The organism is Cupriavidus sp. 05T42, from assembly GCF_056396345.1.
Window position 1 is genome coordinate 148426 of record NZ_JBFTLH010000011.1, and the last position, 18674, is coordinate 167099.

Annotated in this window: 16 protein-coding genes; 5 read left to right on the top strand and 11 right to left on the bottom strand. The window is 69.5% G+C overall.

Annotated features, from left to right (window positions below):
- Positions 1 to 10: 10 nt before the first annotated feature.
- From AC1EJR_RS16845 to AC1EJR_RS16890, 10 genes are all read right to left on the bottom strand, one after another.
- Positions 11 to 988: a Bug family tripartite tricarboxylate transporter substrate binding protein gene (locus AC1EJR_RS16845; RefSeq protein WP_092297346.1), complete on the bottom strand. Its 978-nt coding sequence runs from the start codon at positions 986 to 988 to the stop codon at positions 11 to 13.
- Positions 985 to 2301 (bottom strand): DUF1254 domain-containing protein, encoded by a 1317-nt coding sequence (locus tag AC1EJR_RS16850; RefSeq protein WP_454757712.1) that lies wholly within the window; start codon positions 2299 to 2301, stop codon positions 985 to 987. The genes AC1EJR_RS16845 and AC1EJR_RS16850 overlap by 4 nt, the downstream gene beginning before the upstream one ends.
- A gap of 30 nt (positions 2302 to 2331) precedes the next feature.
- The gene (locus tag AC1EJR_RS16855) at positions 2332 to 3651 is read right to left on the bottom strand and encodes a DUF1254 domain-containing protein (RefSeq protein ID WP_477113421.1); all 1320 of its coding nucleotides are present in this window, start codon (positions 3649 to 3651) and stop codon (positions 2332 to 2334) included.
- Between the two features lie 24 nt (positions 3652 to 3675).
- Positions 3676 to 5829, bottom strand: coding sequence for an acetate--CoA ligase family protein (locus AC1EJR_RS16860; protein ID WP_477113422.1), 2154 nt, complete (start codon positions 5827 to 5829; stop codon positions 3676 to 3678).
- 100 nt (positions 5830 to 5929) lie between these two features.
- A complete protein-coding gene (locus tag AC1EJR_RS16865) occupies positions 5930 to 7003 on the bottom strand; it encodes a porin (RefSeq protein ID WP_441592933.1) in 1074 nt (357 codons plus the stop codon).
- 46 nt (positions 7004 to 7049) lie between these two features.
- The gene (locus tag AC1EJR_RS16870) at positions 7050 to 8066 is read right to left on the bottom strand and encodes a Bug family tripartite tricarboxylate transporter substrate binding protein (protein WP_441592948.1); all 1017 of its coding nucleotides are present in this window, start codon (positions 8064 to 8066) and stop codon (positions 7050 to 7052) included.
- Positions 8067 to 8163: 97 nt separating this feature from the next.
- Positions 8164 to 9321 (bottom strand): acyl-CoA dehydrogenase family protein, encoded by a 1158-nt coding sequence (locus AC1EJR_RS16875; protein ID WP_477113423.1) that lies wholly within the window; start codon positions 9319 to 9321, stop codon positions 8164 to 8166.
- Between the two features lie 39 nt (positions 9322 to 9360).
- Positions 9361 to 10557: an acyl-CoA dehydrogenase family protein gene (locus AC1EJR_RS16880; RefSeq protein WP_441592934.1), complete on the bottom strand. Its 1197-nt coding sequence runs from the start codon at positions 10555 to 10557 to the stop codon at positions 9361 to 9363.
- Positions 10550 to 11260 carry an enoyl-CoA hydratase/isomerase family protein gene (locus tag AC1EJR_RS16885; protein ID WP_092297361.1) on the bottom strand — a complete coding sequence of 237 codons (711 nt, stop codon included), beginning with the start codon at positions 11258 to 11260 and terminating at the stop codon, positions 10550 to 10552. The genes AC1EJR_RS16880 and AC1EJR_RS16885 overlap by 8 nt, the downstream gene beginning before the upstream one ends.
- Positions 11257 to 12486, bottom strand: a complete 1230-nt coding sequence (locus tag AC1EJR_RS16890; protein ID WP_441592935.1) for a CaiB/BaiF CoA transferase family protein — start codon at positions 12484 to 12486, stop codon at positions 11257 to 11259. Before AC1EJR_RS16890 ends, AC1EJR_RS16885 begins: the two co-directional genes overlap by 4 nt.
- 195 nt (positions 12487 to 12681) lie before the next feature.
- Between AC1EJR_RS16890 and AC1EJR_RS16895 the strand changes: the two genes are divergently transcribed.
- The 5 genes from AC1EJR_RS16895 (at position 12682) to AC1EJR_RS16915 (ending at position 17732) form a co-directional block, all read left to right on the top strand.
- On the top strand, positions 12682 to 13701 hold the full coding sequence (locus AC1EJR_RS16895) for a LysR family transcriptional regulator (protein WP_477113424.1): 1020 nt from the start codon (positions 12682 to 12684) through the stop codon (positions 13699 to 13701).
- A 199-nt stretch (positions 13702 to 13900) separates the two neighbouring features.
- Positions 13901 to 15163 carry an alkyl sulfatase dimerization domain-containing protein gene (locus AC1EJR_RS16900; protein ID WP_477113425.1) on the top strand — a complete coding sequence of 421 codons (1263 nt, stop codon included), beginning with the start codon at positions 13901 to 13903 and terminating at the stop codon, positions 15161 to 15163.
- A 9-nt stretch (positions 15164 to 15172) separates the two neighbouring features.
- Positions 15173 to 16201 (top strand): Bug family tripartite tricarboxylate transporter substrate binding protein, encoded by a 1029-nt coding sequence (locus AC1EJR_RS16905; protein WP_477113426.1) that lies wholly within the window; start codon positions 15173 to 15175, stop codon positions 16199 to 16201.
- 119 nt (positions 16202 to 16320) lie between these two features.
- The gene (locus AC1EJR_RS16910) at positions 16321 to 16938 is read left to right on the top strand and encodes an ABC transporter ATP-binding protein (protein WP_477113427.1); all 618 of its coding nucleotides are present in this window, start codon (positions 16321 to 16323) and stop codon (positions 16936 to 16938) included.
- Positions 16935 to 17732 carry an ABC transporter permease gene (locus AC1EJR_RS16915; protein ID WP_477113428.1) on the top strand — a complete coding sequence of 266 codons (798 nt, stop codon included), beginning with the start codon at positions 16935 to 16937 and terminating at the stop codon, positions 17730 to 17732. The genes AC1EJR_RS16910 and AC1EJR_RS16915 overlap by 4 nt, the downstream gene beginning before the upstream one ends.
- A gap of 98 nt (positions 17733 to 17830) precedes the next feature.
- Here the strand turns inward: AC1EJR_RS16915 and AC1EJR_RS16920 are convergent, their stop codons facing one another.
- Positions 17831 to 18550: a GntR family transcriptional regulator gene (locus tag AC1EJR_RS16920; RefSeq protein ID WP_092297376.1), complete on the bottom strand. Its 720-nt coding sequence runs from the start codon at positions 18548 to 18550 to the stop codon at positions 17831 to 17833.
- Positions 18551 to 18674 lie beyond the last annotated feature (124 nt).

Consider the following 18674-nt stretch of genomic DNA (forward strand, 5'->3'; position numbering starts at 1 on the left):
GACAGCGCCCTTACTCCAGCACAATCCCCCGCGCCTTCACCAGCGCGCCCCACTTGGCCACTTCGCTGTCGATGAATCCGGCAAAGTCGGCGCTGGTGCCGGGCGCCGGCTGCAGCCCGAGCGCCAGCAGCCGCTTGGTGACCTCCGGGTCGCCCAGCGCCTGCGTCGCATCCCGGTTCACCTGCTGGACGATGGCCGCCGGCGTGCGCGCCGGGGCGACGATTCCGAACCAGCCGTGCCCCACCACGCCGGGCACGCCCTGCTCGGCGAATGTCGGCGCATCCCGATAGACCGGCGTGCGGGCCTCCGCCGCCACGGCAATCACGCGCAGCTTGCCGGCCTGGATGAACGGCAGTGCCGTGGTGATCGCGGTGAGGGTGGCATCGACGCGGCCGGCCAGCAGTTCCGTGTAGGCGGTGGCGTCGCCCCGATAGTGCACGTTCAACGCCTTGAACCTGGCCTGCTGCGCGAACAGTTCCGCCGTCAGGTGCGGGCCGGAGCCGATGCCGGGCGAGGCGAACGTCACGCCATCGGGCTTCTTCTGGGCCAGTTTCACGAAGTCCGCCACCGTCTTGACGGGCGAGCTGGCGTTGACGATCAGGAAGATCGGCCCGAGCACACGCGGCCCCACGGCGACGAAGTCCTTGTGGATGTCGAACCGCTGCGACAGCCCCGCGCCCGTGTTGATCGCGAACGGCGCGGCGGCCCAGAGCAGGGTGTAGCCGTCAGGCGCGGCATGGGCCACCGTCTCGCTGGCCAGCCGCGTGCCGGCGCCGGGCTTGTTCTCCACGACCACCTGCTGGCCATACTTGCGGCTCAACGCCTCGGCCAGCACGCGCGCCGAGGTGTCGTTGGACCCGCCGGCCCCGTAGGGCGAAATCAGCCGCACCGGCTTGGCGGGGTAGGTCTCCCCGAACGCAGCGGGCGCCACGCCCGCCAGGGCCATGGCGCCGAGCAGGCGGCGGCGCGTCAGTTGTCGTGGCGTCACGCGGCACCTCCCGTGCGCTGGATGACCGGATACCGGTAGGTCTTGTCGAGGTGGGCGGCCTGCGGCACGTAGAGCCGCAGCGCCACGTAGAACGGCCCCGGCGGTGCCGGCAGCCAGTTGCCGTGCCGCGCCGGATCGGCCGGCGGCTGCGCGGAGAGCCACAGCGTGAGGCCCCCATCGGCACCGCGCTGGAGCGATGCCGAACGGTCCCCGAGCGAATAGCGGCCGATCGCGTTCGGCACCAGCATGCAGTCCTGTTTGTCGTACATCGTCAGCGACCAGAAGGCGCCGACCTGCGGCGGATTGTCGGCGGGGAAGTCGAGCCGGTATCCGTGCCGGCCGTCGAGCGGCTCGCCATCGCCGCTGCGGTCCGCAATCACGTACATCGCCTCCTGCACGCCCAATGCGCCGATATAGTTGCGCGCCACGTGCGCACGCTGTGCGAAGTTGTCGCCATACGAGTCGCGGACTTCGACCGACATCGCCCAGCCGCCGCCCATGTCCGAAGACTGGGGCACGGCCAGCGCCTCAAGCACGTTGTGCAGCGCCGCGCCCAGCCCATCGCGCTGGCTGGCATTGGGCACGACATCCGGACCGAGGCCGACGCTGGCGAAGCTTGCCACCAGCCCCGCCTCGGCAGCCGGGGGAGGATTCTCGCGCAGCGCCCGCGCGACGACTTCGGCGAAGCGTTGCGGATCCCCGAGCTGCTCGGCCGGATGCATGCCGGTATCGAACGGCTGCGCGGCGTCGGCGCCATCGAGCGTGGTCAGGTGCATGGCGTCCTGCAGCGCGTGCACCACCGGCAGGTCCGCATCGCCATCCACCAACAGGCGGCCGATCATCCAGACGCCATCGGTCGGGCAGGGCACGGCCTGCATGTCCGCCGGCACCTCGCCACGCCACGACGGCCCGTGCAGCAGGAAGCGTCCCGCCGCCGTGCCCGTGGTGCGGCTGCCGATATAGCCGAACGGGTTCGTGTAGAAGTCGAGCAGGCCAAGCACGTAGTAGCGCCCGTTGAAGTCCGGCACATGCAGCACAACGGGCCCCTGCGAGAGATCGAGCCACGCGTTGGTGTAGAGCGTGTCGTTGTTCGGCGTGACGACTTGCCGGTGCTGCGGGCCCAGCAGCTCGCGCGTGTGGATCACGTGGTTGATCCAGCGCAGCGTGGATTCGGGGCCGTCGCCAGCGAACTTGCCGGCGCGGTTGCGTCGCGGACACGTGGCCGCACGCATGCGCGCCATCTCGTACAGCGGCAGCGTGTAGATCACGGCATCGCGCGCCAGCGCGGGTGTGCCGGTTACCTCTTGGGGCATGGTGTCTCCTGTCTTGTTCTGATGGACTGCTCAGCCGGCGCGGCGCACGGCGGGAATCGTGTACTGGCCTTCCATGAATGCCTGAGCCGGATGATAGAGCCGCAGGATCAGGTAGAACGGGCCTGCCGGCGCCGGCAGCCAGTTGTCATCCTGCGTGGGCCGCGCGTGGCCCACCGGTATCACCAGCGTGCCATCGGCCTCCATGCGCAGGCCCGGCGTGCGGTCGCCCACGGCATAGCGGCCGATGGCGTTGGCAGTGAAGAAACGGTCCTCGCCATAGAGGGACACCGACCAGAACGCATCGGCCGGCGGCAGCATGCCCGGCGCAAAGCGCAGCTCGTAGGCGTTGCGGCCATCGAGCCGCTCGCCATCGGCGTCGAAGTCTGCCATGGCATAGACCGCTTCGTCCGCGCGCAGCGCGCCCAGCCCCTTCATGGCCGTGCAGGCGCGCAACAGCCAGTCGTCGCCATAGGTGCCGAGCCGCATGCTGTAGCCCCAGGCCTTGTGGCCCTGGCTGCGCGTGTGTGCCTCGATGATGGCCAGGCCCTGCTGGTAGGCGCTGCGCAGGCCGGCGACGACCGACGCCCGCAGCGAGGCGAAGTCGACATCCTCCCCGAGCCGCAGCCCCGCCTTGCGCAGCAGCGTGAACAGTCCCTGTTCGGCCGGCGCGGGCGGGAAATCGCCCATCGCGCGGTACAGGTTCTGGAAGAAGTCGATGGCCGCGTCGCCGCTGTCCTGCCATTGCTGAACGCTTGCGGGGCGCGCCGGCCCCGCGCTGCGCAGGATCTCGAAGCCCTGTTCGAACGCATAGGCGCGCGGGAGGTCGTCGGGGCCCTGCACCAGCACGCGGCCGATCAGCCAGACCAGCGAGGTCGGCGCGTGTACGACCTGCGCGTGCGCGCCCGAAGGCTGCTGTCCGGGCCCGAGCAGTTCCACGTCCGCACCGGTGAGCGGCACGTTGCGCGGCCCGAGGTTCGTGAAGTTGTTGGTGTGGGCGTCGAGCAGTTCGATGACGTAGTAGCGGTCGGCATCGGGGAGCGGCGGCACGCGCAGCGTGACGGGACCATCGGCCAGATTCAGCCAGCCGCAGAAGTAGAGCAGGTCATTGGCGGGGGTCACGATGTCGCGGTCTTCGTGCGTCCACTGCCGCGCGCTGGCGGAGAGCGTGTTCATCGGCGCGCGGCCATAGCGCGTGGGCGCATCGACGGAAGTTTGCAGGCGGCAGGTGCGCAGCGTTTCGATCAGCGGATAGCCGTAGATCACGAGCGGCAGCGCGGCGGCGGCGACCAGGGCCTCCTGCGGGCTGGCATGGACGGGCGCGGCGAAGACGGGCGGTGCGGGATGGTTCATGTCGTTGGGCAAGGGGGAATGGAGTCAGCCGGGTTGGCGGAGCGTGATGACGGCGTCGGCGGCGCAGAGGCCATCGGCGCCGACGATGAATGGGTTGATCTCCAGCGTATCGAGCCGGTCCCCGAGGGCGGCAGCGGCGCGGGAGACCTTGACGAGCACCTCCGCCACCGCGTCGAGATCGAGGGGCGGGTGGCCCCGATGCCCGGTGCAGAGCGCCTCCGCCCGGCTCTGTGCGAGCATGGCGCGCGCGCGGGCGCGGCTCAGCGGGGCGAGTCCGAACGCCATCTGCCGGAAAATCTCGACGGCCGTGCCGCCGATGCCGGCCAGTGCGACGAGGCCGAACACGGGATCGCGCCGCACGCCGACCATGATCTCGCCCCAGCCGCGCACCATGCGGGCGATGATGGCGCCTTCGAAGTGCGCGGGCTGGCCATCGGGATCGCGCGACTGCAGCACGGCGGCTTGCACGCGCGCGAAGGCGTCGCGCACGGCGGCTGCGTCCTTGAGGTTGAGCACCACGCCGCCAATGTCGCTCTTGTGCAGGATGGTGCGCGAGCACAGCTTCACGGCCACCGGATAGCCGAGCGATTCCGCGATGCGCACGGCTTCGTCGGCGTCGTGCGCCACGCCATGCGCGGCCACCGGTACGCCGGCTTCGGCCAGCCACGCCATCGCTTCGGCTTCTGACAGCGCGGTAGCGTCATCGGGGAAATCGGGCGGGGCGATGGCAGCGGGCTTCGAGCTGTCCTCAGCCGGGACGCCAGCCAACGCTTCCATTGCCGCCGCCTTTGCGAGCGCAGCCACCGCTTCCATCGTGTGAGCCGGTTCGCGGAACACCAAACATCCACGGGATTCGAGCCAGGCGCGCTTCTCGTCGTCCATCACGCCCGATACCAGCAGCGGGGCGGACTCCGGTTCCGTGGCCAGCGTGGCCACGGTCTGCTGCAATTCGGTCCACAGGCGGGGCGCGTTGGCGCCGCCGGCCAGGAACGCCGCCACGCTGCCGTACTCGCCGCAACGCGCCACGCCGGCCAGCGCATCGAGAAAGATCTTCGGCTGCGACACGACCTGTCCGGTCACGTCGATCGGATTGGCGGTGCTGGCGAACGGAATCGCGGTGCGCAACGCGTGGGCGGCTGCGTCGGGCATGGGCGGCAGCGGTAGCCCCAGCGACTCGGCGCTGTCCGCCATCATGATGCCGACGCCACCGGAGACCGTGACGATGGCCACCGGCGCCACGGCATCGGCCGGCAAGCCGCCGCGCGCGTGCCAGCGCGCAGGCCGGCGCCCACGCGCCAGCGTGTAGCCGAGGCGGAAGAACGCTTCCAGCGTTGGCGCGCGGTGCACGCCGTATTCGTCGAACACGGCCTGATAGACCGCATCCTCTCCCGCCAGACTGGCGGTGTGAGATTGCGCGGCGCTGGCGCCGGCAGCTGTGGTGCCGACCTTGGTCATCACCACCGGCTTGCCGGCGTCACGCGCGGCTGCCAGCGCGCGGCGCAGCCGTGCGCCGTCGCGGGCGCCTTCCATATAGGTCAGGATCACCCGGGTGTCGGGGTCGTGCGCCAGCCATTCGATCACATCGGCTACCTGCACGCCGGCTTCGTTGCCGGTGGTGACCCAGTGGCTCAGGCCAAGCCCGGCCTCGCGCGCCAGCGCAAACGCATACGCGCCGAACGCGCCGCTCTGGCTGACCAGACCGACTTCGCCCACGGGCGGCACGCCGGTCAGCGGGATGGGCGAGAACGTGGCGAACATGCGCGCGCGCAGGTTCATCGCCCCGAGGCAGTTGGGGCCGAGCAGTTGCACGCCGTGCGCCCGGGCGTTCGCCGCCAGCGTTTCTTGCAGCGCCGCGCCGCCGGCGACTTCCGCGAAGCCGGAGGTGAACACCACGGCAGCGCGGGTGCCGGCGCGGCCAAGCTGCGTCATCACGTCCGCCGCGCTGGCGGCGGGCACGGCCACGATGGCGAGGTCCACCGGCTCGCCGATGGCGTCGATGGTGGGATAGGCGCGCAGCCCCTGCACCGTGTCCGCGCCGGGATTCACCGGATAGACGCGGCCGGCATAGCCGAGTTCGCCGAGCAGGCGGATGGGCATGCCGCCCACCTTCTCGGGTTGTGTGGAGGCGCCGATGACCGCAATCGAGCGTGGACGCAGCAAGGGTTCCAGATCCAGCATGTTGTCTCCGTATGGCGCGGCGTGGGGCACCGCTTTTGCAGAAATATAGACCGATCGCCGGCGTTCCGACACCGGCCCGCCGACGTGCCTGCCGCTGGCGTCAGAAGCGGTGCCGCAGGCCCACGCTGATCGAGCGCGCGTCATCGCCGCTGCCCGGATCGATCGCGATGCTGTTGTTGGAGACGCTGCCGCCCGGGCTGTTGTGGACGTAGACCGCGCGCAGGTAGGCGGTGGTGCGCTTGCTCAGGTCGTGGTCCCAGCCGATGGTCATCGACCATGGCCGCTCACCGCCGCCGAGCACCTGCCGCTTGAGCGCGGCGGCCTTGAAGGTGTCGCTCGCGGTGACGTTCCAGTTGAACGTGACGCCATAGTGGCGTGCCACGCGGGTATTGGGCAGGCGGCTGTTGGCGGTGCTGAACAGCACGCCGACTTCCACCGGCTTGAAGCGGTAGGAGCCGCCGACGAAGTGGTTGGACGTCAGCGCCGTCTCCACCTGCGGCGTGGCCGCGCCGGTGTACATCCCCTGATAGCTGTAGAACGCGTAGGCGTTGCCGGCCTCATAGGCCACGTTCATGCCGAAGTTCGTCCCGGAGCGCGGCGCCCCGGGCACTTCCCCCGGCGCCACCGCGGCGCCGAACGAGAACCCGCCCCAGGTGGGCGAGAAGTACTGCACGGCATTGTCGAAGCGCGCGCCGTAGGCCACCTGGCCCGTGCCCTGCGACGCCGTGGCGCTGAGCAGGTTGAACGGCGACACCATGCCGTTGAGCAGGAACGGGTCCAGCCGCAGCAGCGCGTAGAACGATGGCGTGTACTGGCGGCCGAGGCGGAACTCGCCCCATGTCTCGTTGGACAGGCCCATCCACGACTGGCGGCCGAACAGGCGGCCATTGCCGAAGAACTCGACGCCGGTGTCGATATTGAAGCCCGATTCGACCAGGAAGTTGGCCTTGGTGCCGCCGCCCAGATCCTCGATGCCGCGCAGGCCCCAGCGCGACGCGGCCTGCTGGCCCTCGCGCATGCGCACCACGCTCTCCGACCCCTTGGCGTACTCGATCGATGCATCGACCACACCGAACAACTGCACGGTCACCGCAGATGCGCTGCCGCATCCCACGGCCAGCCCCATGCCGATGGCACGTTGCACGCTTCGCCAGCGGCTCGACTTCTCTCTCATTGCTGTCTCCCGTTCTTTGTTTTGGATGTTGTGCTTTGACGTTCGGTTACTGAGGCGTTACGCCGGACACCTTCACCACCTCGCCCCAAGCCCCAAGGTCGGCGCGCACCAGCTCACCGAGTTCGCCGGGCGTGGAGGGCTTGCCCGGCTTCAGGTACATCGCGGCAAAGCGCTGCTGTTCCTCGGGGGACTGGAGGATGCGGTTCACCTCGGCGTTGAGGCGATTGACGATCGGCGCCGGCAGGTTCTTCGGGCCGAACAGCGCTAGCCAGCTGGCCTGATTGAAGGGCGTGCCCTGTTCGCCCATGGTGGGCACGTCCGGCGTGGTCAGCCCCCGCTCCGGGCCGGAGGCGGCCACGGCCCGGATGCGGCCCGATTTCAGGTGCGGCACGGCAGAGAGCGAATCGGTGAAGGCAATCGTCACGTGCCCGGCCGCCAGGTCGTTGGTGCACTGGACGGCGCTCTTGTAGGGCACGTGCCGGAGGCGCATGCCGGTCTTGGCCTTCAGGTACTCCATGGTGAGGTGGCCGCCCGAGCCCACGCCCCAGGAGCAGTACGCCAGCTCCGTGGGGCTGGCCTTGACGTAGGCGATCAGCTCCTTGAGGTTGTGCACGGGCAGGGTGGACGTGACGACGAGCAGGTTGCCCCCGGGGGCGCTGGGCCGGGCGATCGGCGTGAAGTCCTTGAGCGGATCGTAGGGCAGGTTGGCCGTGATCCACGGGTTCACGGTCAGCGTGGCCGAGTAGGTGAAGAGCAGCGTGTAGCCGTCGGGCTCGGCGCGGGAAACCATCTCGCTGGCGATGATGCCGTTGGCGCCCGGGCGGTTATCCACCACCACCGGCTTCTTCAGCGCAATCGACAGTCGCTCGGCCACGAGACGTGCGGTCTGGTCCGTCACACTGCCGGCCGCAGACGGCAGGATCATGCGAATGGGCCGATTGGGGTAGGGCGCCGTTTCGGCATGGCCCAGCGCGGGGCCCAGGCCGGACAACGTGGCGAGCGTGGCGAACGTTGAGGCAAGGGTCGGTAACACCCCGCGCGTGCCAGTGTGCTGGCTTTTCATCATGCTGTCTCCGTCGCGGCGCATTGGCCGCGCAAGCCGGTACGTTGCCGGCATGTCGTGGTTGGGCCCACATGCAGTGGGCCCGGGTGAATGCCGCTCAGGCGGATGCCGGGGCGGCGGATTCGAGTGCGTCCAGCCGGGCGAGGTGCCAGTCGGCATCGCCGAACAGGTTTGCGTGCGCGGCCAGCCGCTTGTAGCAGTGGCCGACCTCCATCTCGTCGGTCATGCCCACAGCGCCATGGAGCTGCACCGCGTCTTCGCCGAGCGCGCGCCCGGCCGTGGAAACGAACGCCTTCGCGCAGGACACCGCGCGCATGCGCGTGGCATCATCGGCCTGCAACGCGGCGGCAGCGGCTTCCGTGATGGCGCGGGCCTGCTCGATGCTGACGAACAGGTCGACCAGCCGGTGCCGGATCACCTGATTGGCGCTGAGCGGGCGGCCGAACTGCTGGCGCGTCATCACGTACTCCCGTGTCAGGGCGAAGGCCCGCGTCATCGCGCCCACCGCTTCGGCGCAGGCCATGACCGTGGCGCGGTCGATGGCGGCCTGCACCATCGGCCAGGCCACGCCGGCGGGGCCGATGCGCGTGTCGTCCGCCACCAGCACGCGTCGCAGCGTGACGGTGGCGGTCTGGCGGCCGTCGTAGGTGGGTAACGCCTGCACGCTGACGCCGCGCGCGCTGGCCGGCACCGCGAACAGGGTCAGCCCCTGGCGGTCGCGGCGCGTGCCTTCGGTACGGGCCAGCACCAGCAGCACATCGGCACATCCGCCCCCGAGCACGAGCGTCTTGCTGCCGTCGAGCACCCACTGCGCCGCGCCGCGCGGTTCGGCCTGCGTGGTGACGTCGAAGGCGTCGTGGCGGCCCTGCACCTCGAAGGCGGCCAGCGCGGCGAAGCTCTCCCCGGCGGCGATGGCCTCGGCCATGGCGAGATGCGCCGCGCTGCCGGCGTTCGCCAGCAGCGGCGCGCACAGGGCGACGTTGGCCAGCCACGGCTCGGCCGGCATGGCCTGCCCCAGCGCCTCGGCCAGCAGGGCCTGATCCATGTCGTCACCGAGTCCGCCGCAGGCTTCGGGCAGGCCGAGCGCCAGCCAGCCCATCTCGGCGAAGGTGCGCCAATGCTTGCGCGAGAATCCATCGGGCTCTGCCAGCGCGGCCCGGCGCTGGGCGAAGTCATAGCCGCGCGCCACAAAGCGCTCCACGCTTTCCTGCAGCATGCGGCGCTCTTCGATGCGCGCGTCGTCGCGGTCTTCCATGCTTGAGTGTCCTGTCATGTCGTGTGGAGGTGCCGTCCCTCAGAGTCCGAGTACCTGCTTGGCGAGCAGCTCGTGCTGAATCTCGCTGGATCCGCCGGCGATGGTGTAGCCACGCGTCACGAAGCGGCGCGCCGAGGCGGCGGGCGCGTACTGCGAGCGATCCGGCTGCGTGGCGGGCGGTTCGAAGTGCGCGGCGCGGTCATAGGCCAGCGTGTCCGGGCCGAGCGCATCCACCGCAAGGTTCTCGATGTCCTGGATCAGCCGGCTGCCGATCAGCTTGAGCATGCCGGTCTCCGGACCGAGTGCGCCGCCGGCCCGTTCGAGCCGCCGGAAGCGCAGCACCGTGGCGGCCAGCGTTTCCAGCCGCACTTCGAGTTCCCGCAGCCGCCGCGCGAACCACGGGCGGCGCATCAGCGGTTCGCCGGCTTCCTCCACCTCGGCGCCAATCGCCCGCACCTTGGCCAGCCGCCGGCGATTCTCGGCCACGCGGGCGAGGTTCAGCCGCTCATGTTCCAGCAGGGACTTGGCGATCGACCAGCCCGCGTTCTCCTCGCCGACGCGCATGTCCACCGGCACTTCCACGTCATCGAGAAACACCTGATTGAACAGGTGCCAGCCGTGAATGCCGATCAGCGGCCGTACGCTGACGCCGGGGCTGCGCATGTCGATCAGCAGGAAGCTGATGCCCTGCTGGGCGCGCGCCTCGGTGTCGGTGCGCACGAGGCAGAACATCCAGTCCGCGTACTGGGCGTAGGACGTCCAGATCTTGCTGCCGTTGACCACGTAGACCTCGGTGCCGTCCGGGCGCGTGCGGCGCACCGCGCGGGTGCCCAGCGAGGCGAGATCCGAGCCGGCATTCGGCTCCGAGTAGCCCTGGCACCACCAGTGTTCGAGATTGAGGATGCGCGGCAGGAAGTGCTGCTGCTGCGCGGGCGTGCCGTAGCGGATCAGGATTGGGCCGATCATTTCGATCGAGATGCCACCGGTCTCCGGCGCGTGGGCCAGCACCAGCTCTTCCTGCAGCACGGCGCGCTGCGCGGCGCTCCAGTCAGCCCCTTGCCAGGCTTGGGGCCAGTGGGGCGCGAGCCAGCCGCGCGCGGCCAGCCGGCGCTGCCAGTCGATCATCTCGTCCTTGCTGACTTCCAGCCCGAGGCGCACTTTCTCGCGCACGGGCGGCGGCAGGGCTTCCGCCACGAAGGCGCGGACCTCGTGACGCAGTGCTTCGAACTCAGCCATGAGGGGTCTCCTTGTCGGCGCAGGCATCGAACCATTCGGCTGGCGGTCGGCGCGTGCTGGCGGCGCGCAGGCTGCCCTTGATGGCGGCCACCGCTTCGGCGGGGAAGCCGGCAATCGTGGTGGCCAAGGTCTGGGCGCGAGCGACGACGTCCGCGTCGGCAATGACTTCCGTCGCGATGCCCAGCCGCAGCAGGTCGCTGGCCGGCACGCGCTCGCCCAGCAGGCACAGCCGGGCCGCCACGGCCTCGCTGTGCCGCAGGGCCAGCCACGCGATATTGCGCGGCGCATTCATGCCGATGCGCACCTCCGCGATCTGCAGGAATGCGCGCTCCCCGCAGACGAGCAGATCGCCAGCCAGCGCCAGCGCGGCGCCGCCGTTCACCGCGTGCCGTTCGAGCGCCACGATCCACGCCTTGCGGCTGCGCATCAGGCCGCCATGCACGCGGTCCCAGCGTGCTGCGAAGCCGTTCATGCCGGCCGGATGGGCCTGCAACGCTTTCAAGTCGAGGCCGGAGCAGAACGCGCCATTGGCGCCGCGCAGCACCACCGCCCGCAAGCCGGGCTCGCGTTCGAGCGTTTCGATGGCCTCGCCGAGCGCTTCGGCGGTGGCCATGTCGATGGCGTTGCGGGTTTCCGGCCGGTTCAGCGTGATCTCGGCCCAGCCCTCGTGCCGGTCGATCAGGATGGGGGTGTCGGCTGTCATGCGCTGGCCTCCGTGGTGTCGAGCGATTCAATGGCGATGGCGCGTGCCTGCGCCATCGTGCGGATCGCGACGTCGTCATAGCCGAGTTCGCGCAGCACCGCTGCGGTGTGCTCGCCCAGCCGCGGCACGGCGGGCGTGGCGGCGGGAGGCAGGCTGGCCATCGTGAAGGGCAGGCCCGGGAGGGCGATCTCGCCCCCAAGGCCGTCGCCGACGCGCATCAGCAGGCCGCTCGCCAGCACATCGGCGCTGCGTTCCACCTGCTGGTAGTCGCGCACCACGCCCACCACCACCTGATGGCGTTCCAGCAGCGCGCGCGCTTGTTCACCGGTGTAGCCGCGCAGGGCGGCGTGCAGCACGTCCAGCAGGGCAGGGCGGTTTTTCACCCGCAGCGGGTTGCTCGCGAAACGCGGATCCTGGGCCAGCGCGGGTTGTCCGATGGCATCGCACAGCCGCGCCCAGTGTTCGTCGAGATAGGCCGACAGCACGATATGGCCATCGGCCACGGCGATAACATCCGCCGCCGGCGCCGCCTTCGGCTGGCTGTTGCCGCTGCGCACCGGCAGGGCGCCCGAGCACTGGTATTCGGACCAGAGTTGCGCCTGGAGCTGGATGCCCACGGTCAGCAGCGAGGTCTCGATGGTTTCGCCCTGGCCGGTGCGCAGGCGCCGGAACAGCGCGGCGAGGATGGCGTTCGAGGTGGCGAGCGCCGTGGCGGCGTCGATCAGGGCGAAGCCGGCCTTCAGGGGCTGGCCGCCCGCTTCGCCTGTCACCGACATCATGCCGCTTTCGGCTTGGGCCGCGATGTCGAGCCCGGGCCGCAGGCGCGACGGACCGCGCGTGCCAAAGCCGGTGACGGAGGCATGGATCAGCGCCGGTTTCGCGGTGCGCAGCGTGGCGGCGTCGAGGCCGATCGATTCCATCGTCCCCGGCCGCGCGTTGTGAAGCACCACGTCGCAAGACAAGGCGAGCCGGCGGGCGGCTTCCGCGCCGGCCGGCTGGCGCAGGTCCAGCGCCATGCCGCGCTTGCCACGGTTGTAGGCCAGGAACATCGGGCTTTGCGAGCTGGTACCGTCGAAGCGCCGCGCGCTGTCTCCGCGCAGCGGTTCCACCTTGATCACATCGGCGCCCAGGTCGGCCAGCATCATCGCGGCGCCGGGGGCGGCAATGAACTGGCCGAACTCGGCCACGCGGATGCCTGCCAGGGGCAGGTCTTCTGGAATTGCCATCGATCTCTCGTTTCATGACGATGCGGGGCATCGATGGAAGGGGATGATGGGCCACGCATTGCAATGCCAATAGCCTCCGCAACACGCGGTGTGTGAACCCACGGTTAGCACCTCGGGTTATCACTGATGCCCGCAAATCCCGCTATGCTCGCGGAGCAGGGCGTTATCACACGGTCTTTCGGGAGGAGGCGAGTCATGCGTCTGAGCCAATTGCAGGATTTCATTGCCGTGGCGGAAAGCGGCAGCATTCGCGCCGGCGCCAAGGTGCGCGACGTGTCGGCGCCGGCCATCACCAAGAGCATCCGGCAGCTCGAGGAAGAGCTGCACGTGCCACTTCTGACGCGCACCACGCGCGGCGTGGTGCTGTCCCGCTTTGGCGATGCGTTCCTGCGCCGGGCGCGCCTGATCGCCACCGAGGCGCGCAAGGCCACGGACGAGATGACCCAGATGCTGGGCACGCGCAACGGCACGGTGCGCATCGGCGCCACGGGCGGGCCGGCCAACCTGCTGCTGCCGGCGGTGCTGAAGCGCTTCCGCACCCAGCATCCGGACGTGCAGGTCTGCATCGACAGCGGCGTTTATCCCGAGCATCTGGCCGACCTGCGCGCCGGCGTGATGGACATGGCGGTGAGCCCGATTCCCGATGAAGGCATCGAACGCGAATTTGTCTGCGAGACGCTGTACCACAACGATTCGGTGGTGGTGGCGCATCAGGAGCATCCGCTGCGCCATGCGCGGACGTTGCGCGAGCTGGTCAATTCCGACTGGGTGCTGACCGGTCGGCGCATGCAGGGCCCGGGCGCGGCGATCCTGGACGCCTTCCGCGCGCTCGACCTGCCGCTGCCCCGCGTGGCGGTGCGCTGCGACACCATCGGCATGATCCAGACGCTGCTGCAGGACCGCTCGCTGCTGTGCCTGCTGCCGCGCCAACTGGTGCCGGGGCGCCTGGCCACGGCTGGTCTGGTGGCGTTGCCGATCGAAGACCCGCTGCCGAGCCATGCGGTCAGCCTGATCTACCGCGCCGATTCGCCGATGACGCCGGTGGCGGAGCAGTTCGCCACCCTGCTGCGCCGCGAGGTGCATTACATGAGCAAGATGCCGGACAGCCCGCTGCGGCGACAGGTGCCGCACCCGGCACCTGCGGCCCGCGCCACCCCGGCCCCGATCGCCCCGATCGCCCCGATCGCCCCGATCGCCCCGATGGCGGCTGGCTAGCGCAGCCACCGCGCGCCGGGAACTCCCTGCGCCACGCAGGTGATAACCGGCGGTTCACAGCGAAAATTTCCGATCCATCGCCAGGGCGCCCCGGCGCTGGCGCCGCAGGCTGCGCGCCGTGCCGGCCGGGGACTTTCCCCACTGACGATAGTGCGCCGTCTGCGCGTGAATATCCCTTCGCCAAACTGGAAGGGATGCCATGAACGAGATCGAGGATCGTCCGGCCGCACTGATCACCGGCAAGGGGATCGACCGCATTGCCGAGGGTGTCTGGCTGCTGCATGGACAGGGCCAGACCTTCGTCGCTGACGTCGGCGACGGCCTGCTGGTGGTGGACAGCGGCCCCGGCGGGTCCGTGACGGCCGGCATGATCGAGGCGCTGCGCACGCAGACCGAACTGCCGGTGATCGCGCTCTGCTACAGCCACGGCCACCTCGGCTACAACGCCGGCGTGCAGCAGTGGATCGACCATGCCGCGCAGCGCGGCGAACCGGCCCCGCGTGTGCTGGCCCATGTGAACGTGCTGGCGCGCCAGAGCCGCTACCGCGAAACGCAGCGGCTGCAGGAGCGCATGGCCGAGATCCAGTTCCGGCATCGCGCCGGGGCACTCGCTGGCAAGCTGCGGCATACCACGCCGTCCGAGACGTTCCGGGACGGCATGACCGTGGGCCATGGCGAACAGCGCGCGGAGATTCTTTGGGCACCCTCCGAGACCGACGACGCCGTGGCGGTCTGGCTGCCCGGCCGGCGGCTGCTCTATGGCGGCCCGGCCATCATCGATTCCATTCCCAATATCGGCACCCCGTTCCGCACCATGCGCGACACCGTGCGCTGGGCCGAGACGCTGGAGCGGCTGGCCGGCCTGCGCCCGCAGACCGTGGTGCGCGAGTTCGGCGCCACGCTGGAAGGGGAGGACATCTGCCAGCACGTGCTGCTGCACACGGCGCGGGCCTTGCGCTGGATGCGCCAGGAAGTCGTCCGCCTGATGAACGCCGGCTGCAACGAGCGGGAGATGCTGGCCGCGCTGCGGCCGCCGCCGGACCTGTTCGAGCAGCCGTGGATGCGGCCGACCTACGGCGACCCGAGCTATATCGCCCGCGATATCTATCGCTCCGAAAATGGCTGGTGGGACCGCAACGCCACCACGCTGCATCCAGCCCCGCCGCAGCAGGTGGCCAGCGAGATCGCGGCGGCCATCGACAACCATGGCGCGGTGGTACGGCATGCCCAGGCGCTGGCCGCGCATGGCGACCTGCAACTGGCGCTGCATGTGATCGACCTGCTGGCGCAGGTGCCCGGCGATGCGCCGCACGTGGTCGAGGCGCGCCAGCTCAAGGCGGAATGGCTGCGCGCACGGGCCAAACAGGTGCAGAGCTACGTGTCGCGCAGCCTGTACGTGGCTGCGGCCACGGTGCTGGAGGCGGGCGCGACGGCTGTGGATGACAACTTCGGCATGCATTGAGGGATGGCGATGACACGACTCCTCTTCCTTCCCGATGACGACGAGACAGACGCCGGGCGCCGCAGGCTGCTGAAGTCGATGGCGATGCTTGGGCTCGCCGCCGCCGTAAATCCGATCCGAGCGACCCGTGCCGCCAACCCGTGGCCGTCCCGCCCGGTGCGGCTGGTGGTGCCGGGGTCCGCCGGCAGCGGTCCGGACCTGTTCGCCCGGCCTATCGCCGACCAGCTCGGCAAGGTCCTCGGCCAGTCCTTCGTGATCGACAACAAGCCCGGCGCCACCGGCATCATCGGCAATGACATCGTGGCCAAGGCCGCGCCGGACGGCCATACGCTGCTGTTCACCTACGCGGCGACGGTGGTCATCAACCAGACCCTGCAGCCGAAGATGCCGTATGACGGGCTGCGCGACCTGATCCCCGTGGTGCAGGTCGGCGGCGGCGGCAACTTCCTGGCGGTAACGCCGGACTTCCCGGCGCGCGACCTGAAGTCCTTCGTCGAGCACGTGCGCTCGCGGCCGGACGCCTACGACTACGCGTCGTGGGGCATCGGCTCCGGCGGCCATCTGACCATGGAGGCCCTGAAGATGCAGACGGGCATCCGCCTCCGGCATGTGCCGTACAAGACCGTGCCGCAGATCCTGAACGACATGCAGGGTGGCATCGTGCGGGTGGCCTTTGTCGATACCTCCTCGTCGGTGCCGCTGATCCGTGCCGGCAAGCTGCGCGCGCTGGCCATCAGCGGCACCCGGCGCGGGCCGGCCACGCCCGAGGTGCGGACCATGACCGAGCAGGGCTATCCATTCGAGACGAATAGCTGGTACGGCATGTTCGCGCCGGCGGGCACCAGCGCCGCTATCGTGCAGCGGCTGAACGCGGAGGTGAACCGGATCCTGACCAGCCCGGACATGCGCGAGCGCTTCCTGCTGCTGAATATGGCGATGCCGCCGGTCAAGACGCCGGAGCAGTTCGCGCAGACCGTGCGCGACGATGTCTCGGTCTGGGGCAACGTGATCCGCACCAACCACATCACCGTCGACTGACCAACAAAAAGGGCGGGTGGGCGATGAGAGCAAGACCGCGCGGACCGATAATCTGCGCTTAAGGAAATCGCGGTAGGCTGTGGTCCCCACAACTGTGCCGACGCTCACCCGTGCGCCCGATGGACGGTCATCTTCATATCCACAACCTGACCGGCCATGGCCGGGGTCCCTATACCTTCGACGTGCCGCCGGGCAAATGCACGGTGCTGTCTGGCGCGTCCGGTAGCGGCAAGAGCCTTTTGCTGCGCATGATTGCCGACCTCGACCCCAATGACGGCGACGTGCGGCTCGGCAATCTGTCGCGCGAGGCCCTGAGCGGGCCGGCCTGGCGGCGCGAGGTCATCTATGTGGCCGCCGAGTCGGGCTGGTGGGCCGACGATGTGCGCGCCCATTTCGGCGAAGACGACGCGATCGACCCCCGGCTCGACCAACTGGCCCGGCATCTTTGCCTGCGCGCGGACATCCTCGCGGCCCCCGTCAGCCATCTCTCCACCGGCGAGCGGCAACGCCTGGCGTTGCTGCGGGCTGTCATGCGCCGGCCGCGCTTCCTGCTGCTCGATGAGCCCACGTCCGCGCTGGACCGCGATACCACGCTCGCCGTGGAAGCGGTGCTGAAGCGGGTGATGTCCGAAGGCATCGGCCTCCTGGTGGTCTCCCATAACGAGGAACAGGCGGCCCGGCTGCGCAATGCGCAGTTCCGGCTGTGCCAGAACGGGCTGGAGGCCGTGTCCCCATGAGTCCGATCCTGTTGACCACGGGCGATCTGCTGCTCGCCAGCCTGCTGATCGTGGCGGGCGCCGCGCTGTCGCTGGCGATGTCCCTGCACATCCATCGCACCCTGCTGTGGGCGGCGGTGCGCATGGTGGTGCAGCTGATGCTGGTGGGGTTGATCCTGCGGGCGGTATTTGAGCTGTCGTCGCCGTGGGTGACGCTGCTGGTGGTGCTGGCCATGATCCTGGCCGCCGCGCGCGAGGCCGGCAGCCGGCAGGAGCGCCGCTTCGATGCGCGCTGGCAGTTCATCATCGGGCTGGCCACGGTGAGCGTGCCCACGCTGGTCATCACGGTGCTGGCGCTGGTCACGGCGCTGCGGCCTTCGCCGTGGTACGACGCCCGCCACGCCATCCCGCTGGCCGGCATCATCCTCGGGAATGCGATGAATGCCGCCAGCCTGACGCTGCAGGCCACCTTCACGGCCGCCTGGCACCAGCGCCAGGCCATCGACGCGCGGCTGGCACTGGGCGACGACCGCCACACGGCCCTGCGCCCCATCCTTCGCCAGGCCGTGCGCAGCGGGTTGCTGCCGACCGTGAACACCATGGCGGCGGCCGGCATCATCACGCTGCCCGGCATCATGACCGGCCAGATCCTCGCGGGGATGGACCCGATCGACGCCGCACGCTACCAGATCCTGCTGATGTTCCTGCTGGCCGGCGGCAGCCTGCTGGCGGTGGTGCTGGCCGCCTGGCTGGCCGCGTGGCGGCTGACCGACGCCCGGCATCGGCTGCGGCTGGACCGCCTGCAGGTGCGGTGAAGCCTGCCGCGCCGGCTTACCAGCGCGTGCTCACCGTGGCAATCACCGTGGCAATCACCGTGCGGCCGTTGCCGTAGTAGCACTGGATCGTCGAGGCGCTAGCGCGAGGCGCCGGCCACCCGCGCGGCAGGTTCGGCCAGGGTCTGCTCGAGTACCCGCAGGACTTCCTTCGCGGTATTTTCGGAATGCTCGCGCAGGATCTGCGGCAGTCGTGGGCGGCCCGCTTCGCGCAGGGCGGCCATGATGGCCTCGTGTTCCTCGTGCGATTCCTGCCAGCGCAGCATTTCGGTGTTGGCCGCGCCCCGGGCGCGATGCACCTTGCTCATCAGCGTGGCGTAGATGCCGGACAGCACGGCGTTGTCCGCGCTATCGACGATCAGCTGGTGGATTTCCTGGTTGATGCGGAAGTAATCCGTGCGCCGGCCGGCCGCATGCGCGTCGATCATGGACTGGTGCTTGCGCTCGATCTTCGCCAGCGCCGCATCGCTCATGCGCCGCGCCACCAGTCCCCCGGCGTGGGCTTCCAGCCCGTGCAGGGTTTCAAAGGTCTCGCGCAGTTCCTCGAGGTCCAGCGGCGCCACGCGATAGCCGATGTATTGGCGATGCAGCACCAGCCCTTCGGACACCAGCACCTTCAGCGCCTCACGCAGGGGCGTCTTCGACACGTCGAACGCTTCGCAGAACGCTTTCTCGTCCATGCGGACCCCGGGCGGCAGCTCGCCCTCCTGAATCATCGTGCGCAGCCGCGCCGCGATTTCGGCGGACATGCCAAGTGTGCGGAGTCGGGCAGTTTTGGGCAGCGCTTGTGTCACGGACATCACCAGAATGGGGAAATTGCACTGAAGCGAAGCGTATCACACCCGGAATTGGTGCTTACCCTGTGCATATAAATCAATGACTTACGCGCGTTGTAATTACAGATTACGTATCCTATACTCCGTC